We start from the raw sequence: 16,642 nt of genomic DNA, 5'->3' as shown, positions 1-16,642 counted from the left end.
TATGACCGAACGAACCCTCTCCGGCATCGGCGTGACACCGCTTTCGGGCGTCGGCACCGTCGTCTGGTACCGCCCGGACGCGGACCTCCCCGAGCCGCCGGCCCCGGCAGACGTGAACGCGGAGGCCGAACTGGCGCGCTTCGAGGACGCCCGCGCGGCCGCCGAAGACGAACTCGAAGCCGAGCGCGAGCGGACCGCAGAACGCGTCGGCGAAGAGGAGGCGGCGGTGTTCGACGCGCACGTCCAGTTCCTCAACGACCCGCAGATAACCGACGGCGTCTCCGACGCCATCGAGGGCGGCCTCCCGGCCGAACACGCCGTACAGAAGACGTTCACCGAGTTCGTCGAGCAGTTCGAGAACATGGGCGGTCGCATGGGCGAGCGCGCCGACGACCTCCGCGACGTGCGCGACCGACTCGTGCGCGTCCTCTCGGACGGCGAGCGCGTCGACCTCTCGTCGCTGCCGGAGGGGAGCGTCGTCGTCGCGGAGCGGCTCACGCCGAGCGACACGGCGCAGCTCGACCCGGAGCGCGTCGCCGGCTTCGTCACCGTGACGGGCGGCCGCACCTCCCACGCGGCCATCTTCGCGCGCTCGCTCGCCCTGCCGGCCATCGTCGGCGTGGGCGAGGAACTCCAGTCCGTCGAGGACGGCACGGAAGTCGTCGTCGACGGCGAGTCGGGCGACCTCGTGGTCGACCCGACCGACGAGCGCAAGGAGGCCGCCGCGGCCGCCGCCGACGTGGACATCCGACACGAGTCGGTCGAGACCGCCGACGGCGTCGACATCGAGGTCGCCGCCAACATCGGCACGCTGGCGGACCTCGGGCCGGCGGTCGACCGCGGGGCCGACGGCGTCGGCCTGTTCCGCACGGAGTTCCTCTTCCTCGACCGCGAGTCGCCGCCGGACGAAGACGAGCAGTACGAGGCGTACGTCGAGGCGCTCGAATCGTTCGACGGGGGCCGCGTCGTCGTCCGAACGCTCGACATCGGCGGCGACAAGCCGGTCCCGTACCTCGACCTGCCGGACGAGGAGAACCCGTTCCTCGGTGAGCGCGGCATCCGCCGGTCGCTCGGCCCGGACGCGGACCTCTTCGAGACGCAGGTCCGCGCGCTCCTGCGCGCGGCGGCCAGTGCGGACGGCGCGAACCTGTCGGTGATGCTTCCGCTCGTCTCGACGGTCGAGGAGCTTCGTGCCGGCCGCGAGCGGTTCGAGTCGGTCGCCGCCGACCTCGACGCCGAGGGCGTCGCAAACGAACTGCCCGAGTTCGGCATCATGGTCGAGACGCCCGCCGCGGCGTTCATGGCCGACCAGTTCGCGCCGCACGTCGACTTCTTCAGTATCGGGACGAACGACCTCGCGCAGTACGTGATGGCCGCCGAGCGCGGCAACGAGCGCGTTTCTGAGCTCGGAGACTACCGGCAGCCGGCGGTCCTCCGCGCCATCGACGCCACCGTCTCGGCGGCCGAGGGCGAGGACTGCTGGGTCGGCATGTGCGGTGAGATGGCGGGCGACCCGGACCTCACCGAACTGCTCGTCGGGCTCGGCCTCGACGAACTGAGCATGAGCGCCGTGACGGTGCCGCAGGTCAAGGCGGCCGTCGCGGAGACCGACACCGCGGACGCCCGCGACCTCGCGGAGCGCGTCCTCCAGGCCGACACGAAGGCTGAAGTCGCGGAAATCCTTACACTAGACCAATGAAACTCGTCGCAGTCACATCCTGTCCGACCGGAATCGCACACAGCCAGATGGCGGCCGAGAACCTCTTGCAGGCCGGCGAGCGCCTCGGCCACGACATCGACGTCGAGGTTCAGGGCGCGATGGGCACGCAGGACGAACTGGCCTCCGACGCCATCGCCGAGGCGGACGCGGTCATCATCACCTCGGACACGTCTGTCAGCCGCGACCGCTTCGACGGCAAACTCGTCCTCAAGGGGACGGTCAAAGACGGCGTGAACAACGCCGAGGCCGTCGTGAAGAAGGCCGTCGAACTCGCCGAGGCCGGCAAGACGGGCTCGGTCACGTTCGGAAGCGGTGACGACGGCGAGGACGCCGACGCCGGAACCGACGAGTCGTCCGGCGACGCCGACACCGCGGAGTCGGACGAGCCCGTGCGTCGCGGCGGCGACCCCGAAAAGGGGCTGTTCGCCCGCCTGAAGAAGCTGTTCTCGTAACTCCCGCCGACGGCTTTTCCGTTTTTTTGCTCGCTTCCAGCGGCGGCGCTCCGTCGGGCGATGGAAATTAACTCGAACGTGAACAAACGAAAACGTGCAGAATCGAAACTCACTTCCCATACATTATTAGTCTCGCAGTCGTTGACGAAACCGAGGTGAACGCATAATGCCGTTCTACGGCGGGGAGGAACTCGCCACAGTGTACGACGAGGCGCTCGACGAAGGATTCGGCCTCATCGCGAGTAACATCGCGGAGCCGAACATTATGATGGGTCTCATGGAGGGGGCCGACCGGATGGACTCGGACCTCCTGTTGCAGATGAGCGGCGGGGCCTGTCGGTTCGCGGGCGACGGCGACGCCGTCGCGGGTCTGAAGGCCATGGGGAACTACATCGAGACCATCGCCGAGCGGTACGACATCGGCGTCTTCCTCAACATGGACCACCAGACGGACCTCGAGTTCATCGAGCAACAGATCGAACTCGATATCCCGTCGTCCATCATGATCGACGCGTCCCACGAGCCGTTCGACGAGAACGTCGCCACGAGCCGCGAGGTCGTCGAGATGGTCGAGGCCGCGGGCTCCGACGTGCTCATCGAGGCCGAACTCGGCCAAATCAAGGGCGTCGAGGACGAAATCGAGGCCGAGGAGGCGTTCTACACGGACCCCGAACAGGCCGTCGAGTTCGTCGACAAGACGGGCGCGGACCTGCTTGCCATCTCCGTCGGCACGCAGCACGGCGTCGCCAAGGGCAAGGACCTCGAACTCCGTCCGGACCTCGCAAACGACATCCGGCAAGCCCTGCGCGACCACGGCCTCGACACGCCGCTGGTCCTCCACGGCTCCTCGGGGGTCCAGCCCGACCAACTGCAAGAGATGCTCAAACACGGCATCTGCAAGGTCAACAAGGACACCCGCTACCAGTACGAGTACACGCGCACCGCGTACGACCGCTACAACGAGGAACCAAACGCCATCGTCCCGCCCGAGGGCGTCGCGGACGCCCGCGACACGTTCTTCAACGAGACCGACTGGTCGCCGAACAAGGACGTGTTCGACCCCCGCGTCGCCGGTCGCGACATCCGCGAGCGCATCGCCGACGTGCACGCCGACCTGACCGAGGTCTCCGGCAGCGCCGGCCAGTCGCTGTTCAAGTAACGCCGCGCGGACGGTGACTCGTTCACCGTCGAGCGCTCGTCGCGTCCGCATCGCGGGCCGACACCGGCCGTCGTCTCCACCCGACACACCGCCGGTTTTTCGTTTCGTACGTCTCCCCCAGCGGCGGCGCTCTCGGGGATGAAGGGGTCGAATCCGACGCCCCCACGGCGCTTAAGGTGTCACGCGGTGTGGGTGTAGGTATGCCGCAGATTCATCTCGACGACGAGACGGTCGCCCGACTCGACGCGCTCCGCGAGGACGACGAGGAGTACGACGACCTCATCAACGAACTGATGAACATCTACGAGGCGAGCGAACGGACGCTGTTCCACGCCGGCGACGAGTACTGAAATCGACTCGGAATCGACGTTCGGGCGTTCTATCGACTGATTCGCGGTGGGTTGTTACACCCCGAGCCACCGCGCGAGCGCTCCCACGAGGAGAACCACCCCGCCGGCGGGGTGCCCCGCTATTCGAGGTAGCTGACCCGGACCTGGTTCCACTTGCCTTTCTTTTCGAGGTGGTCTTGGAGCGCGTCGGCGTACTCTTGTGTGAGTCGTTCCGCGGCCTCCAGTTTCTCCTGTTCGCCTTTCTTGCCGCCGCCGCCCATCCCGAGCGCGCCCTTGATGGAGTCGACGATGCCGCCGCCGGACGACGAGTCGTTGCCGCCGCCGCCCATCGCGCCCATCTGACTGCGGATGTTGTCGAGTTCGGGGATAATCTGCGGGACCTTCTCGGTGTCGGCGACGATGCGCGCCGCCTCGGGGTCGTCCGCGTTCTCGATTTCGAACTCCGTCGCCGTCATGATGAGCCCCCACTCCTGACTGTTGAACCGGGAGTTCGTCACCTGCTCGTTGAACTCGCGGTCCACCGTCATTCGGTCGCCGACGATGCTGTCGGTCCAATGTGCCATGTGCACACGTCGTCGGGCGGTCGGTATCAGAGTTGCGGGGCAGACCGACCGCGGACGACCGCGACCGACCGACGACCCCGCCCCGACGAGCCGCCGCGAGGCGACCCGTTTCTCACACGGCTTTAATGCGGTTGGGTGACGACCCCGAGTCATGGAGCGGTACGACCTCCTGTACAGACTGTACGGGAACTTCGACGCGGACGCGGTCCGGGACGCACAGGACTTCGTCGACCTCTTGCCGCCGCTCGGCTCGTCGGTGGCGCTGTCGCACTGGCAGCAGGTCGACGACGAACTCGCGGGGAAGAAAGACCGCATCCGCCGGGCGCTTTCGGACGGCGACCGCTACGCGGAACTCGCCGCGCGTGCGACGCGGGACCAGGCGTTCACCGCCCTTGACCTCTACACGAAGTACGGACGGGCGGTGAACGCGCTCGTCCTCGACGTGGACGAGACGCTGCGCTCTGCGGGCCAGACGGACAACGAGATTCCCCGCGAGGTGCTGCATCTCCTCACGCAGTTCCACGAGCGGGGCGTCCCCATCGTCATCTGCACCGGCCAGACCTTGGAGAACGTCAAGGGCTTCGCCATTCAGGGACTCGGCAACGAACTCGTCCACTCGGGGAACGTGAGCATCGTCTACGAGGCCGGCACCGGCGTCTTCACGCCCGGTCACGGCTCGGACACGAAGCGCCTCCTCTACGAGACGCTCGACGACTCGGTGCAGTCGGTCTTCGAATCGGTCCGCGGACGCGTCATCCGCGACCTCCCCGACGCGCTCCGCGGTGGCGTCCACCTGCAGGGAAACGAGTTCAACGTCACGCTCAAGCCGAACTTCGAGACCGGCAGCGACGACGCCGAGGAAGTCATCGACGGCGCGCTCGTCTACCTGCTGGACCTCCTCGGCGAGGCGCTCACCGACGACCCCGCCGGCCCCGACTGGGCGCGGGCGTACTTCGCGGCGCGCGACCCGGAGATACGCGACGTGCTCGACGCCCGCGACGCGCTTCCCGAGTCGGACACGGAGATTCCGGACCCCGTCGCACAGACGCTCGAACGCGTGACGGTCGCGTACTACCACGCCGACGCCGCGGAGCTCTCGGCGGTCGACCTGAACAAGGCGGCGGGCGTCCGCGCCGCGCTCGACGTGCTCGGGGTGGACGACCCGTTCGTCCTCGTGATGGGCGATTCGAAGTCCGACCTCGACGTGATGCGGTGGGCAGCAGAAAACGACTGCGGGCTCGCGGCGGCCCCGGAACACTCCTCGCCGGGCGTGCTCGACCACGTCCGCGAGACGGACGAACTGGTGTTTCCCCGCGGGGACGCCGCGTCGGTGCTCCGGACCGCGTACGCCCTCAATCTCCTAGTCGACTGAGGGTGTCGCGTTGCCACGGTGCCCGGGATTCACACCGTGCACATCCCGATGTCGTCACCCGAGCCGTCGCCCGAGTCGCCGCCGTTCGAACCGTCGCCCGAATCGTCGCCGGTGTCATCGGTCGAGTCGTCCGATGACGAGTCAGTGTCGTCGGTGTTCGAGTCTTCGCCGTTCGAATCATCGGTGTTCGAATCATCGGTGCTGTCGTCGGTCGAGGAATCGTCACTCGAATCGTCCGAAGACGAGTCGTCGGACGAGCCGTCGTCACCGTCACCGCCATCGTCGGTCGAGATGTTGACCGGACTGCCACGCGGTCTGGTCGTCCTCGTCGGCGGGTCGGTGTCGTCGTCGCCGGTCTCGACCGTCTCGAACGTCCCGCTCTCGCTTTCGCTCTCGTTTGCGGTGCCGTCGTCGCCCGAGTCGTCGGCCCCGTCGTCGTCAGCGACGACGGGCTCTTGTTCGGTTCCGGGGTCGGAGTCCTCGGGCGGCGCGTCGTCCGCGTCGGGCTCTGTCACGTCGGCGCCGATGCTTCTGTCGGCGTCGTCGGCCGGGGCGGGCGTCTCGGGCGTGTTCACCCCGCCGGAGAGGAGCGCGAACACGACGATGACGAGGACGACGATACCGACGCCGAGCTGGCCGAGATTCATCTGTCGGCCTCCCGAGAGTCGGGGTCGATTCCCCGCAGTGGTACATCCGTGGGGGTCAGAGACATGGTTCGAACTGTTGTTCGTCTCCCGGGGGTTTCGTTACGACTCATCTACCGCTCGCCGCCGGCGTGGACCGACGCGCTCCGCGCGGAACCCAGCACCCGCGGTGCTTGCGCGGTCGGAACCCGCCACGGGATGCGAAAATTCGCGTTCCTAACCCGTGTTAATCCGCGAATATCGCGCCGCTCTGAGGGTCTATTTTCGACGGACTCTCTTGGTGAACTGAATGTCCGGAAAGCCTGTGGTTATCGCCCGGGTACGCGATGTCGAACGACCTCAAAAGCCAGTCTCTCGCGGGGGTCTGACCCGCTTCGGACCTGTCGTTATCTTCTCGGAGCGCGTACAGTCGTCGAATGACCGCCGCAATCGATAGAATCGTCTCGCGCGTCTCGCGTTGGCCCGGCGTCGAGACCGCGCCGCACCGCTTCGGAGGGACGGCGTTCGTCGTCGCCGGCAGGGAACTCGGTCACGTCCACGACGCCGGCGTCGTCGACCTCGCGCTCACGAAGCGCGTCCGCGACGCGCTCCTCACCGACGGCCTCGCGGACCCGCACCGCGTGGTGCCCGACTCGGCGTGGGTGACCTACCGCGTCAGAAGCGACGCCGACGTGCCGGACGCGATGCGCCTGCTCAAACTCGCGTATCTCTGGCGACTCCTCGCGGTCCGACGCCGTGGAATCGACCTCGACCCCGAGACGGACCCCGACACCGACCTCCGTCGACTCGAACTCCCCGCTGACCTCGACGCACTCGTCAGAGAGACGTTCCGCGACTCGCTCGACCGGCGCGCACCGGTCTGACTTCGCGTCCCGTTCCCCCGAGACCCGAGCGGAGGGCTGTCCCGGTCGGGAAAACTTTACTAACGTCCGAGTAAACCACCCTTCATGGGTAAGAACTACGCGGACTTACACGACCCGAACGCGGAGTACACGATGCGAGAGCTGTCGGCGGAGACGATGGGCGTGACGGCGAAGCGCGGCGGCGGCCGCGACGTCGAAATCACCGACGTGCAGACGACGATGGTCGACGGCAACTTCCCGTGGACCCTCGTCCGCATCTACACCGACGCGGGCGTCGTCGGCACCGGCGAGGCCTACTGGGGCGCGGGCGTCCCCGAACTCATCGAGCGCATGAAACCGTTCGTCATCGGCGAGAACCCCCTCGACATCGACCGCCTGTACGAGCACCTCGTTCAGAAGATGTCCGGCGAGGGCTCCGTCGAGGGCGTCACCGTCACCGCCATCGCCGGCATCGAAGTCGCGCTCCACGACCTCGCGGGCAAGATTCTCGACATCCCCGCGTACCAGCTTCTCGGCGGGAAGTACCGCGACAAGGTGCGGGTCTACTGCGACTGCCACACCGAGGAGGAGGCCGACCCCGAAGCGTGCGCCGACGAGGCCGAGCGCGTGGTCGAGGAACTCGGCTACGACGCCCTGAAGTTCGACCTCGACGTGCCCTCGGGCCACGAGAAGGACCGCGCGAACCGCCACCTGCGCCCCGGCGAGATTCGGCACAAGGCCGAAATCGTCGAGAAGGTGACGGAGCGCGTGAAAGACAAGGCGGACGTGGCGTTCGACTGCCACTGGACGTTCTCGGGCGGGAGCGCAAAGCGCCTCGCGGCCGCGCTCGAAGACTACGACGTGTGGTGGCTCGAAGACCCCGTCCCGCCGGAGAACCTCGACGTGCAGGAGGAGGTCACGAAGTCCACGCTCACGCCCATCACGGTCGGTGAGAACCGCTACCGCGTGACGGAGCTTCGCCGCCTCATCGAGAATCAGGCGGTCGACATCGTCGCGCCCGACATGCCGAAGGTCGGCGGGATGCGCGAGACGCAGAAAATCGCGGACGTGGCGAACCAGTACTACGTGCCGGTCGCGATGCACAACGTCTCGTCGCCGGTGGCGACGATGGCCTCCGCGCACGTCGGCACGGCGATTCCGAACTCGCTGGCGGTCGAGTACCACTCCTACGAGCTGGGTTGGTGGGAAGACCTCGTCGAGGAGACGGTCATCGAGGACGGCTACATCGAGATTCCGGAGAAGCCGGGCCTCGGCGTGACGCTGGACATGGACACCGTCGAGGAGCACATGGTCGACGGCGAGACGCTGTTCGACGAAGCGTAAGCTTCGGCGAGCCAGCAGCACAGCGTGCTGCGCTGTTTGACGAGGAGTGAAACGACTCGTCAAGCCAGCAGCACAGCGTGCTGCGCTGTTCGACGAGGAGTGAAACGACTCGTCAAGCCAGCAGCACAGCGTGCTGCGCTGTTCGACGAGGAGTGAAACGACTCGTCAAGCCAGCAGCACAGCGTGCTGCGCTGTTCGACGAGGAGTGAAACGACTCGTCAAGCCAGCAGCACAGCGTGCTGCGCTGTTCGACGAGGAGTGAAACGACTCGTCGAGCCGGCGAATCTTTGATTCGCCTCGTTCGACGAGGCGTAATCCGAAGTCAAATCAGTCGAGCTTCGCTCGACGCGATTCGACGAAGCAGAATCCAACTCCGAACTCACGGACCCGCTTCTCAACTTTTCTGCACCCGCTTGCGGAGTCGTCGACTCGTCTCCTCACTCCACGTCGACCAGTCGAACGCCACCGGAGGGCCGACAGGCGAACACGTCGGCGTCGGGACCGACGCGCTCGGGGGCGGCGTCTCGAATCGCGCGCTCGGCTCGGTCGAGCGCGTCGCCATCGACTAACGCGACCGCGCTTCCACCGAAGCCGCCGCCGGTCATCCGCGCGCCGTAGACGTCCGGCGTCCCGTCGGCGAGTTCGACCGCCGCGTCGAGCTCCGGACAGCTCACCTCGTAGTCGTCGCGCAGGCTGTCGTGAGCGGCGAGCATCGCGTCGCCGACGCGGTCGAGGTCGCCCGCGGCGAGCGCGTCGCGGGCGCGACGGACGCGCTCGTTTTCGGTCACGACGTGTCGGACGCGGCGGAAGTGAGTCGGGTCCAGCGCGTCGGCGTGGGCGTCGAGGAGGTCGCGGTCCACGTCGCGCAGGGAGTCGAGGTCGCGGTCGGTGTTCTCGCGGAGGGTATCGAGCGCCGCCGCGCACTCGCGGACGCGGTCGTTGTAGCCCGACTCGGTCAGTTCGTGGGAGACGCCGGTGTCGATGACGAGCACGCCGGCGTCGTCGCCGAGGGGAACCGACTCGAACTCGCGGGTTCGGCAGTCGAGAAAGAGCGCCGAGTCGGCCTCGCACAGCGCCGCGGAGAACTGGTCAAGGATGCCGCATTCGACGCCGACGCCCTCGCGCTCGGCTCGCCAGCACGCCAGCGCGAGGTCGGCGGCGGGGAGGTCGCGCCCGGAGACTGCGAGAAGCGCGCGGCCGACTGCGAGTTCGAGCGCGGCCGACGAGGAAAGCCCCGCGCCGGTGGGCACGTCGGAGGCGATGGCGAGGTCCGCGCCATCGACCGGGCCATCCTCGCGGAGGACGCGTGCGACCGCGGCGACGTAGGCGGCCCAGCCGTCGGGGTCGTCTTCGGGGGCGAGTTCGGTCGTCTCGTCGAAATCGGCGGCGCGGACGCGGAGCAGGTCGTCGGCTCGCGGGCGGGCCGCGACCGCGACGTGGCGGTCGACGGCCATCGGGAGGCAGAGGCCGTCGTTGTAGTCGGTGTGGCCGCCGACGAGGTTCACGCGGCCGGGGGCGACGGCGACCGTCGGGGTCGTCGTCGACCGCGAGCTCTGACTCGGGGCGTCGCCGTCGGCTCCGAGCGCCGCGAGCGCGGCTTTCGCGCGCTCGACCGGGGTTCCGGCGGCCGTATCGTCGTCGTCGCCGTCGCCGGTCATTCGTGGCCGTCTCCGCGTTCTCCGTGGTTCGCCGTGGCTTCGTCGGCCGCACCCGCGTCGCCGCCGAGTCGCCGGGCTATCTCTCGGCCCAGTTCGCGCGGGTTCGCCTCGGTCACGCGGAGGTCGTCGTCGACGGCGACCCGGCCGGGAGAGAGCACGTCCGCGCAGATGCCGCCGCGGGACTCGCGGAGCGCCTCGCCCACGTCGTCGCCGACGAGGTCCGCGAGATACGCGCACGGCGGCCTGAGCTTCGTCCCCCGGAGTTCCGCCCCGCCGAGTTCGAACGTCGCGTCGAGCAGGGCGTCGAGGTCGACGCCGCGGACGACGACGTTCCGGCGGTGCTGGCCGTCAGCGAGGTCGAGGTCGTACTCGCGCGCCGCGTCGTCGAGCACTGCGGCGTCGACGAGCGTCACTTGGCAGCCGTCGGTGGCCGAGTAGAAGCCGTCGCCGTCGAAGTAGCGGTCGCCTTCGATGCCGCCCGGCGCGACCGAGACGGCCTCGTGGGAGACCATCGGCTTGCCCTTCGACGGCGCGGTGTACAGCGCCTCGACGCGCCCGCGAACCTCGGAAGTCATACCACCGGCTACCACTCGGGGACACGAATAGATTGTGTCGGCGGTGTGGGGTGGTCGGGTGTCGCGGCGGCGACTCAGCAGAGCGGCTTCGGGTCCACGCCGAGTTCGGCGAGGCCGTCGGCGTAGTCGTCGTACGCCAGTTGGACGACGTACTCTGCGACCATCCGGGCGCGCTCCCAGTCGTCGTCGGTCGCACAGCGGTCGGCCAAGAGGTCGAGGCCGGTCGTCAGCGTCTCTTCGGTCTCGGCTTTCAGGTCGCGAAAGAGGTCGGCGCGGGGCTCGTCCGCCTCGTTGACGAAGAAGCCGATGACCTGCGTGTGGGTCCGAATCGAGACGAGGCCGCGGCCGACCATGCCGGCGGCGACCCGCTCGATAGCGTCCTCGCGACCGCGGAGGTACGCGTGCATCACGCCGGGTTCGTCGGGAAGGTCGACCGCCTCGTCGAGCGCGTCGAGGACGCGGTCGAGGTGCTCGGCTTCCTGCGCCGCGGTGGCCTCGAACGCGGCGCTCGCTTCCTCGTCCGTCTCGTCTTCGGCCCAGACCGCGAACGTCCCGCGGGCCGCGTGCTCGGAGTACGCGGCGGCGCGGAGCACCGCCGGTTCGGAGAGGTCCGCCTCGGTCAGCGCCAACAGGAGTTTCGACGAGCCGAGCCGGTCGAGTTGGGTTCGCTTCGCCGTCTCGACTGACTCGCGGAACGAATCGGCGTCCATACCGCCTCTCGGTCCGCCAGCGACCTGAACGTTCGGTCCGGCCCACGAGAACGAGATTCTCACGGTCACCCCTCTTCCCCCGCTCTATCATTCGTGATACTCTGCGGAGAGGGTTGAAATACCGGTGTCTGTTGAGAGAGGTATATGACAGACTCCTCGGGGCAAGTCGACGCCAACGCGCGAGCTCGCGTCGACGGAGACGCGCTGCTCTCGCAGTTGGATATCGACGCGGCGGAAATCGACCGCCGGAAATCGTTCGTTCGCCTCTCGGACGCGGACGAGCGCCGCCTGAGCGACCTCGAACCGCTCTTGGACGAGTTCGCGGACGAGTTCGCGGCGGAGTTCTACGACCACCTCGGCGAGCACGCGACGACGAAGTTCTTCGGTCGTTCGACGAAGACCACGGAAATGCTGCGGGCCGACCAGGCGACCTACCTCCGCGAACTCGGTCGCGGCGAGTACGGCGAGGACTACTTCGCGAAGCGGGCGCGTATCGGGAAGCTACACGATATGATAGACCTCGGGCCGAAGTTCTATCTCGGCGCGTATTCGGTCTACTATGAGGGCATTCTCGGTGCCGTCGCGGACGAAGTGAAATCGGAGTTCACCGGCGGCGGCACGGTCGGGAGCGACACTGACACCGAGTTCCAAGGCGTCGCGGCCGACGATACCGACGCCGACAGCGGCCTGCTCTCGGGACTTCTCGGCGGCGCGTCCGGCGTTTCGAGCGGCCTCCGCGGCGGCGACGACCGGGTCGAAGCCGCCGTCGACGAGGTCGTCGCGCGCTTCCTCCCCGTGTTGAAGCTCCTGTCGCTCGACCAGCAGGTGGCGATGGAGACGTACATCCACTCGTACAGTCAGGCGGCGCGCGAGGCCGCCGAGCGTCGGCGCGCCCTCGCACACGAGGTCGAAGCCGACGTGAGCGAACCCGTCGAGTCGCTCCTGCGGAGTTCCGAGGAGGTCACCGAGCGGACCGACGACATCGAGACCACGGCGCGGGCGCAGGCCGACGACATGGCGACGGTCGCCGCCGAAGTGTCGGAGCTAAGCGCGACCGTCGAGGAGATTGCGGCGACCGCGGAGGAGGTCGAGCGGACCAGCGCCGACGCCGCAACGCGCGCAGCCGAGGGCGAAGACGCGGCCGACGAGGCCATCGACGTGATGCGCGACGTGAGCGAGGCCGCGGAGACGGCTTCGGAGGACGTCCAGCAACTGCACGACCAAATCGCGGAGATAGACGAGGTGCTCGACGCCATCAACGACATCGCGGAGCAGACGAACCTGCTCGCGCTCAACGCCTCCATCGAGGCCGCCCGCGCCGGCGACGCGGGCGAGGGCTTCGCCGTCGTCGCCAGCGAGGTGAAGAATCTCGCCGAGGAGTCGCAGGCCCGCGCCGCCGAGGTCGAAGGCACGGTGGACGACATCCAGTCCGAGGCGCAGGAGACCATCGACAGCCTCTCGCAGACGACCGAGCGACTCTACGACGGCATCGACCGCGGCGAGGACGTGATGCGGAGCCTCTCGGATATCTCGGCGGCGGTCGAACAGGCCACCGTCGGCGTCGGCGAAGTCGCCTCGGCGACCGACGACCAGGCCGAAAGCGCCGAGCAGATTGCCGGCATGGTCGACGACGCGACGGAGCGCGCGACCACCGTGTCGGACCAAATCGGCGAAATCGCAGACGCGAACCGCTCGCAGACCGAGCAGGTGCTTTCGATTCGCGACGCGGCCGAACGCCTCGGCGGTGAGACGGGCGACGCCACCGGACCGAACACACCCCCGGAGACGGGAGCCGGCAACGCGGCCGCCGGCGGCGTCGACGGCCCACCGGAGGGCGTCCTCGGCGACTTCGATTTCGACGAACCGCCCTCGAACCGCCTGAGCAACGACGGCGGAACGACCGAGTAGCGCGGGCCGCTGCTCGGGCCGCTGTTCTCTTTTCGACCCGCGGAGCGTTCTTCCGCCCGGCGCGCGTATCGTGTGCGTATGACTCCCGAGGAACTGGCGACTCGACTCGCCCGCGGCGACCCCACGACGGTGCTCGACGTGCGCGACCGCGACGAGTTCGCGGCGTGGCGCGTCGACGGCGCGGCCGTGACGGCGACCCAGATTCCGGCGATTCGCTTCACGCAGGCCGAGATTCGCGGGACGGTCGACGAACTCGCCGCCGAGTTCCGAGACGCCCCCTCGCCGGTGGTCGTCGTCTGCGCGGAGGGTCGGTCGAGCGCGCACGTCGCCGGCCTGCTCTCCGAGGCCGGCGTCCCCGCCGAGAACCTCGAAACCGGTATGGACGGCTGGGCGCGCGTCTACCGCGCCCGCGACCTCCCCGTCGGAGACGCGGACGGGGACGGGGACGTGACGGTGCTCCAGTACGACCGCCCCTCCAGCGGCTGTCTCGCCTATCTGGTCGTCGCCGGCGACGAGGCCGTGGTCGTTGACCCGCTTCGGGCGTTCGCGGACCGATACGTCGCAGACGCCCGCGAGCGCGGCGCGGAGGTCGTCGCCGCCGTCGACACGCACGTCCACGCCGACCACGTCAGCGGCGTCAGAGCGGTCGCGGAGCGCACCGACGCGACTCCCGTCCACCCGGCGGGCGCGGCCGACCGCGGCCTCGACTTCGACGTGCGACTCGTCGCTGACGGCGAGACGATCGGCGTCGGCGGCGCGGAACTCGTCGCCGTCCACGCGCCGGGGCACACGACCGAGATGACCGCGTTCCGCCTCGGAGACCTGCTCGTTGCGGGCGACAGCCTCTTTTTAGCGAGCGTCGCCCGCCCGGACCTCGAAGACGGCGACGAGGGCGCGCCCGACGCCGCGAGACGGCTCCACGCGACGCTCACCGAGCGGTACGGCGAGTTCGCGGACGACACGCTGGTCGCGCCCGCCCACTACGGCCCGCGGACGGTCCCGGACGAAACCGGCGCGTACGCCGCGGAACTCGGGGGGCTCCGCGAGCGGCTCGGGGCGCTCTCGATGGACGAGGCGGCGTTCGTCTCGTTCGTCTGCTCGGATATGCCGCCGCGGCCGGCCAACTACGAGCGCATCATCGAGACGAATCTCGGTCGGGACTCGCTGACCGACGAGGAGGCGTTCGAAGTCGAGTTGGGGCCGAACAACTGCGCGGCGACGAGCGAGGCGTGAGGCGCGGTCCGCGGGCAGATTGCGGGTCGAGCGAATACGTCGGGCCAGCGCGTCGGCTCGGCGGCGCGATGCGGAACTGAGAACGTGGGTCGGCGGCCGCAGGGCCGCCCCCGGAGAGTACCCGTCGTCAGTCGTCGTCTGCGGCGGTGCCGGCGGCCGCGGCGTCGTCCTCGATGCTCGGCGGGTAGACGCCGCGGTCGAGTTTGAGGTCGCTCTGCGGGCGGGCCATGCAGGTGAGCGCGAAGCGCTCTGCCTCCTCCTCGGTCAGCCCGCGGGCGGCGGGCTGGGTGACGTCGCCTTCGAGAATCTCGGCGGAGCAGGCGAGGCACATCCCGACGCGGCAGGAGTACTCCTGTGCGATGCCCTCCTCGATACAGGCCTTGAGAATGGTCTGCTTGTCGGAGACGGTGATGGTCTCGCCCGTGCCGACGAACTCGACGGTGTACTCGGTCATACCGCGGCGTATGCGCGACCGCACCAAAACTGTTTATCAAAGCCGCGGCGACCTCGCCGCCGACCGCGCCGGCCGAGATGACCGGACGGTACAGCGAACGAGCGACTCGCGCCCGACTCCGGGCTACTCCTCGGCTTCGGCGTCCGCGTCCGTCGCTTCGTCCGCGGCGTCCGCCTCGTTTTCTTCGTCGTCGTCCAGTCGGATGGTCAACACCGGAACCGGCGAGGTGCGGACGACGCGCTCGGTGACGCTCCCGAGCAGGTAGTGGCTCAGGCCCGTGCGCCCGTGGGTACCCATGACGACGAGGTCGATGTCGTGGCCGTCGATGTACTCCCGGATGGAGCGGTAGGCGGTTCCGGTGACGACCTCCGCCTGCACGTCGATGCCGGCTTCCTCGGCGGCTTCGCGGACGTGTCGGGTCGCGGCGTCGCCCTCCCGTTCGAGGGCGTCGATGACCACGTCCGCGCCGGCGTCGAGCGAGGTGTAGATGCTGGTATCGACGACGTACAGCGCGTGAATCCGCGCGTCGTAGGTCTCTGCGAGGTCGAGCGCGTGGTCGATGGCGCGTTCGGCGGCCTTGCTGCCGTCGGTCGGGACGAGGATTTCGCGGTACATGACAAATTATACTTAGTTCGGAACGAGGTTAATACTACTCCTCGTTCCCGTCGTCTCGGAACGACAGGATGGCTTCCTCGCACGCTCGCAGGCCGTCGATTCGCTCGGTCTCGTCGTCGAGTGCGACCGTCTCGACGACCGACCAGCCGGCGTCGTCCTCGTGGGCGATAGCCTTGACCCATCCCTCGGTGGCGACGAGCAGGCTGCGGGCGGGGCCGTCGTCCTCGACGGCGACGACGAGGTCGAACGCGTCGGCGCGGTTCAAAGACGTGAGTTCCTGCGGTTCGAGCGGGCGAGCGGGCAGCGACTCGATGAGCGACATATCCGAGTGCTACCGGTCGGCGGGGATGACGCTTTCGAAGGGGCGGACCGGCGGCCGTCCAAGTCGTAACCTTTCTGCCGCCCGGCGCGCCACGTCACCCCATGATTCCCTCCCGCGCCGGGCGGCGACCCGACCGAACGACGCTCGCCGTCGTCGCGCTCGCCGCCGCGGCACTGGTGGTCCGCCTCGTCGGCCTCGGCGACCGGCCGCTCCACTGGGACGAGGCCCGCGTCGGCTACTGGAGCCTCCGGTCGCTCGAAACCGGCTTCTTCTCGTACCGCCCCGTCGCCGGCGGCCCGCTGGTCTATCACCTCTCGCGGCCGTCGCTCGCGCTCGTCGGCGCGACCGATTTCGCGCTCCGCCTCCCCTTCGCGCTGTTCGGCGCGGCCCTCCCGCTCGCGGCGCTCCTCTTCCGCGGCCGCCTCGCTGACGACGAAGTCCTCGGATTCGCGGCCGTCCTCGCGGCGAACCCGATTCTCGTCTACTACGGCCGGTTCGCCCGCGGCGACGTGCTCGCGGTCGGCTTCGCGCTCGTCGCCTTCGGCTTCGCGCTCCGCCTCGTCGACGGCGCGGGGCGGCGCAACGCCTACGGACTCGCCGCGGCTCTGGCGCTCGCCGTCGCCTCGTCGGGACTCGGCGTCGTCGCCCTCTGCTGTCTCGGCGTCGCCGGACTCCTCGTGTTCGACCACGCGGCGCTCCTCCCGTCGGCGCGCCCGGCCGC

At 68.8% G+C, this 16,642-nt stretch carries 18 protein-coding genes; 10 read left to right on the top strand and 8 right to left on the bottom strand.

From position 1 onward, the window contains the following. Position 1 precedes the first annotated feature (1 nt). The 4 genes from ptsP to ACSR87_RS00075 all read left to right on the top strand — a co-directional run bounded on the left by ptsP (position 2) and on the right by ACSR87_RS00075 (position 3,681). Positions 2-1,699 carry a phosphoenolpyruvate--protein phosphotransferase gene (gene ptsP / locus ACSR87_RS00090; protein ID WP_498529067.1) on the top strand — a complete coding sequence of 566 codons (1,698 nt, stop codon included), beginning with the start codon at positions 2-4 and terminating at the stop codon, positions 1,697-1,699. Then, a complete protein-coding gene (ptfB, locus tag ACSR87_RS00085; RefSeq protein WP_498529066.1) occupies positions 1,696-2,172 on the top strand; it encodes a fructose PTS transporter subunit IIB in 477 nt (158 codons plus the stop codon). Before ptsP ends, ptfB begins: the two co-directional genes overlap by 4 nt. A 166-nt stretch (positions 2,173-2,338) precedes the next feature. Continuing rightward, positions 2,339-3,331: a class II fructose-bisphosphate aldolase gene (gene fba, locus ACSR87_RS00080; protein ID WP_004043441.1), complete on the top strand. Its 993-nt coding sequence runs from the start codon at positions 2,339-2,341 to the stop codon at positions 3,329-3,331. 200 nt (positions 3,332-3,531) lie between these two features. Continuing rightward, complete coding sequence (locus ACSR87_RS00075) at positions 3,532-3,681, top strand: DUF7557 family protein (protein WP_004043442.1); 150 nt, start codon at positions 3,532-3,534, stop codon at positions 3,679-3,681. Positions 3,682-3,800: 119 nt separating this feature from the next. Here ACSR87_RS00075 and ACSR87_RS00070 read toward each other — a convergent pair whose 3' ends face one another. Next, entirely contained in the window at positions 3,801-4,244 is a 444-nt protein-coding gene (locus ACSR87_RS00070; protein ID WP_498529065.1) for a DUF5799 family protein, read from the bottom strand. A gap of 151 nt (positions 4,245-4,395) precedes the next feature. Here ACSR87_RS00070 and ACSR87_RS00065 point away from each other — a divergent pair, with 151 nt between their 5' ends. Further along, positions 4,396-5,616, top strand: a complete 1,221-nt coding sequence (locus ACSR87_RS00065; protein WP_498529064.1) for an HAD family hydrolase — start codon at positions 4,396-4,398, stop codon at positions 5,614-5,616. Between the two features lie 29 nt (positions 5,617-5,645). Here the strand turns inward: ACSR87_RS00065 and ACSR87_RS00060 are convergent, their stop codons facing one another. Further along, positions 5,646-6,263, bottom strand: a complete 618-nt coding sequence (locus ACSR87_RS00060; RefSeq protein WP_498529063.1) for a hypothetical protein — start codon at positions 6,261-6,263, stop codon at positions 5,646-5,648. A gap of 413 nt (positions 6,264-6,676) precedes the next feature. Here ACSR87_RS00060 and ACSR87_RS00055 point away from each other — a divergent pair, with 413 nt between their 5' ends. Together ACSR87_RS00055 and ACSR87_RS00050 are read left to right on the top strand one after the other, a co-directional pair. Further along, positions 6,677-7,123 carry a luciferase domain-containing protein gene (locus ACSR87_RS00055; protein ID WP_498529062.1) on the top strand — a complete coding sequence of 149 codons (447 nt, stop codon included), beginning with the start codon at positions 6,677-6,679 and terminating at the stop codon, positions 7,121-7,123. Positions 7,124-7,207: 84 nt separating this feature from the next. Continuing rightward, positions 7,208-8,446, top strand: a complete 1,239-nt coding sequence (locus tag ACSR87_RS00050; protein ID WP_498529061.1) for a mandelate racemase/muconate lactonizing enzyme family protein — start codon at positions 7,208-7,210, stop codon at positions 8,444-8,446. A 437-nt stretch (positions 8,447-8,883) separates the two neighbouring features. Here ACSR87_RS00050 and galK read toward each other — a convergent pair whose 3' ends face one another. From galK to ACSR87_RS00035, 3 genes are all read right to left on the bottom strand, one after another. Next, positions 8,884-10,104 carry a galactokinase gene (galK, locus tag ACSR87_RS00045; RefSeq protein ID WP_498529060.1) on the bottom strand — a complete coding sequence of 407 codons (1,221 nt, stop codon included), beginning with the start codon at positions 10,102-10,104 and terminating at the stop codon, positions 8,884-8,886. Next, the gene (locus tag ACSR87_RS00040; protein WP_498529059.1) at positions 10,101-10,679 is read right to left on the bottom strand and encodes an MOSC domain-containing protein; all 579 of its coding nucleotides are present in this window, start codon (positions 10,677-10,679) and stop codon (positions 10,101-10,103) included. Before ACSR87_RS00040 ends, galK begins: the two co-directional genes overlap by 4 nt. Positions 10,680-10,753: 74 nt before the next feature. Then, positions 10,754-11,389 carry a rubrerythrin family protein gene (locus tag ACSR87_RS00035; protein ID WP_498529058.1) on the bottom strand — a complete coding sequence of 212 codons (636 nt, stop codon included), beginning with the start codon at positions 11,387-11,389 and terminating at the stop codon, positions 10,754-10,756. Positions 11,390-11,533: 144 nt separating this feature from the next. On the opposite strand from ACSR87_RS00035, the gene ACSR87_RS00030 reads away from it, so the two are divergent. After that, entirely contained in the window at positions 11,534-13,297 is a 1,764-nt protein-coding gene (locus tag ACSR87_RS00030) for a globin-coupled sensor protein (protein WP_498529057.1), read from the top strand. Between the two features lie 78 nt (positions 13,298-13,375). Further along, entirely contained in the window at positions 13,376-14,530 is a 1,155-nt protein-coding gene (locus ACSR87_RS00025; protein WP_498529056.1) for an MBL fold metallo-hydrolase, read from the top strand. 127 nt (positions 14,531-14,657) lie between these two features. Here ACSR87_RS00025 and ACSR87_RS00020 read toward each other — a convergent pair whose 3' ends face one another. The 3 genes from ACSR87_RS00020 to ACSR87_RS00010 all read right to left on the bottom strand — a co-directional run bounded on the left by ACSR87_RS00020 (position 14,658) and on the right by ACSR87_RS00010 (position 15,921). Continuing rightward, on the bottom strand, positions 14,658-14,984 hold the full coding sequence (locus tag ACSR87_RS00020; RefSeq protein WP_004043453.1) for a 2Fe-2S iron-sulfur cluster-binding protein: 327 nt from the start codon (positions 14,982-14,984) through the stop codon (positions 14,658-14,660). A gap of 123 nt (positions 14,985-15,107) precedes the next feature. Beyond that, positions 15,108-15,599, bottom strand: coding sequence for a universal stress protein (locus ACSR87_RS00015; protein ID WP_498529055.1), 492 nt, complete (start codon positions 15,597-15,599; stop codon positions 15,108-15,110). Positions 15,600-15,633: 34 nt separating this feature from the next. Then, a complete protein-coding gene (locus tag ACSR87_RS00010; RefSeq protein ID WP_008574241.1) occupies positions 15,634-15,921 on the bottom strand; it encodes a DUF7964 domain-containing protein in 288 nt (95 codons plus the stop codon). A 101-nt stretch (positions 15,922-16,022) separates the two neighbouring features. On the opposite strand from ACSR87_RS00010, the gene ACSR87_RS00005 reads away from it, so the two are divergent. Continuing rightward, a partial coding sequence (locus tag ACSR87_RS00005) for a flippase activity-associated protein Agl23 (protein ID WP_498529054.1) occupies positions 16,023-16,642 on the top strand: 620 nt, incomplete at its 3' end.

Source organism: Haloferax sp. SDI50 (assembly GCF_059802635.1).
Note: the sequence above shows the minus strand (reverse complement) of the source record. Positions and strands in the feature narration are given on the sequence as shown.

What these genes read in the sequence shown, in the direction of transcription:
- ptsP (WP_498529067.1), top strand. Translation starts at nt 2, where the DNA reads ATGACCGAACGAACCCTCTCCGGCATCGGCGTGACACCGCTTTCGGGC.
- ptfB (WP_498529066.1), top strand. Translation starts at nt 1,696, where the DNA reads ATGAAACTCGTCGCAGTCACATCCTGTCCGACCGGAATCGCACACAGC.
- fba (WP_004043441.1), top strand. Translation starts at nt 2,339, where the DNA reads ATGCCGTTCTACGGCGGGGAGGAACTCGCCACAGTGTACGACGAGGCG.
- ACSR87_RS00075 (WP_004043442.1), top strand. Translation starts at nt 3,532, where the DNA reads ATGCCGCAGATTCATCTCGACGACGAGACGGTCGCCCGACTCGACGCG.
- ACSR87_RS00070 (WP_498529065.1), bottom strand. Translation starts at nt 4,244, where the DNA reads ATGGCACATTGGACCGACAGCATCGTCGGCGACCGAATGACGGTGGAC.
- ACSR87_RS00065 (WP_498529064.1), top strand. Translation starts at nt 4,396, where the DNA reads ATGGAGCGGTACGACCTCCTGTACAGACTGTACGGGAACTTCGACGCG.
- ACSR87_RS00060 (WP_498529063.1), bottom strand. Translation starts at nt 6,263, where the DNA reads ATGAATCTCGGCCAGCTCGGCGTCGGTATCGTCGTCCTCGTCATCGTC.
- ACSR87_RS00055 (WP_498529062.1), top strand. Translation starts at nt 6,677, where the DNA reads ATGACCGCCGCAATCGATAGAATCGTCTCGCGCGTCTCGCGTTGGCCC.
- ACSR87_RS00050 (WP_498529061.1), top strand. Translation starts at nt 7,208, where the DNA reads ATGGGTAAGAACTACGCGGACTTACACGACCCGAACGCGGAGTACACG.
- galK (WP_498529060.1), bottom strand. Translation starts at nt 10,104, where the DNA reads ATGACCGGCGACGGCGACGACGACGATACGGCCGCCGGAACCCCGGTC.
- ACSR87_RS00040 (WP_498529059.1), bottom strand. Translation starts at nt 10,679, where the DNA reads ATGACTTCCGAGGTTCGCGGGCGCGTCGAGGCGCTGTACACCGCGCCG.
- ACSR87_RS00035 (WP_498529058.1), bottom strand. Translation starts at nt 11,389, where the DNA reads ATGGACGCCGATTCGTTCCGCGAGTCAGTCGAGACGGCGAAGCGAACC.
- ACSR87_RS00030 (WP_498529057.1), top strand. Translation starts at nt 11,534, where the DNA reads ATGACAGACTCCTCGGGGCAAGTCGACGCCAACGCGCGAGCTCGCGTC.
- ACSR87_RS00025 (WP_498529056.1), top strand. Translation starts at nt 13,376, where the DNA reads ATGACTCCCGAGGAACTGGCGACTCGACTCGCCCGCGGCGACCCCACG.
- ACSR87_RS00020 (WP_004043453.1), bottom strand. Translation starts at nt 14,984, where the DNA reads ATGACCGAGTACACCGTCGAGTTCGTCGGCACGGGCGAGACCATCACC.
- ACSR87_RS00015 (WP_498529055.1), bottom strand. Translation starts at nt 15,599, where the DNA reads ATGTACCGCGAAATCCTCGTCCCGACCGACGGCAGCAAGGCCGCCGAA.
- ACSR87_RS00010 (WP_008574241.1), bottom strand. Translation starts at nt 15,921, where the DNA reads ATGTCGCTCATCGAGTCGCTGCCCGCTCGCCCGCTCGAACCGCAGGAA.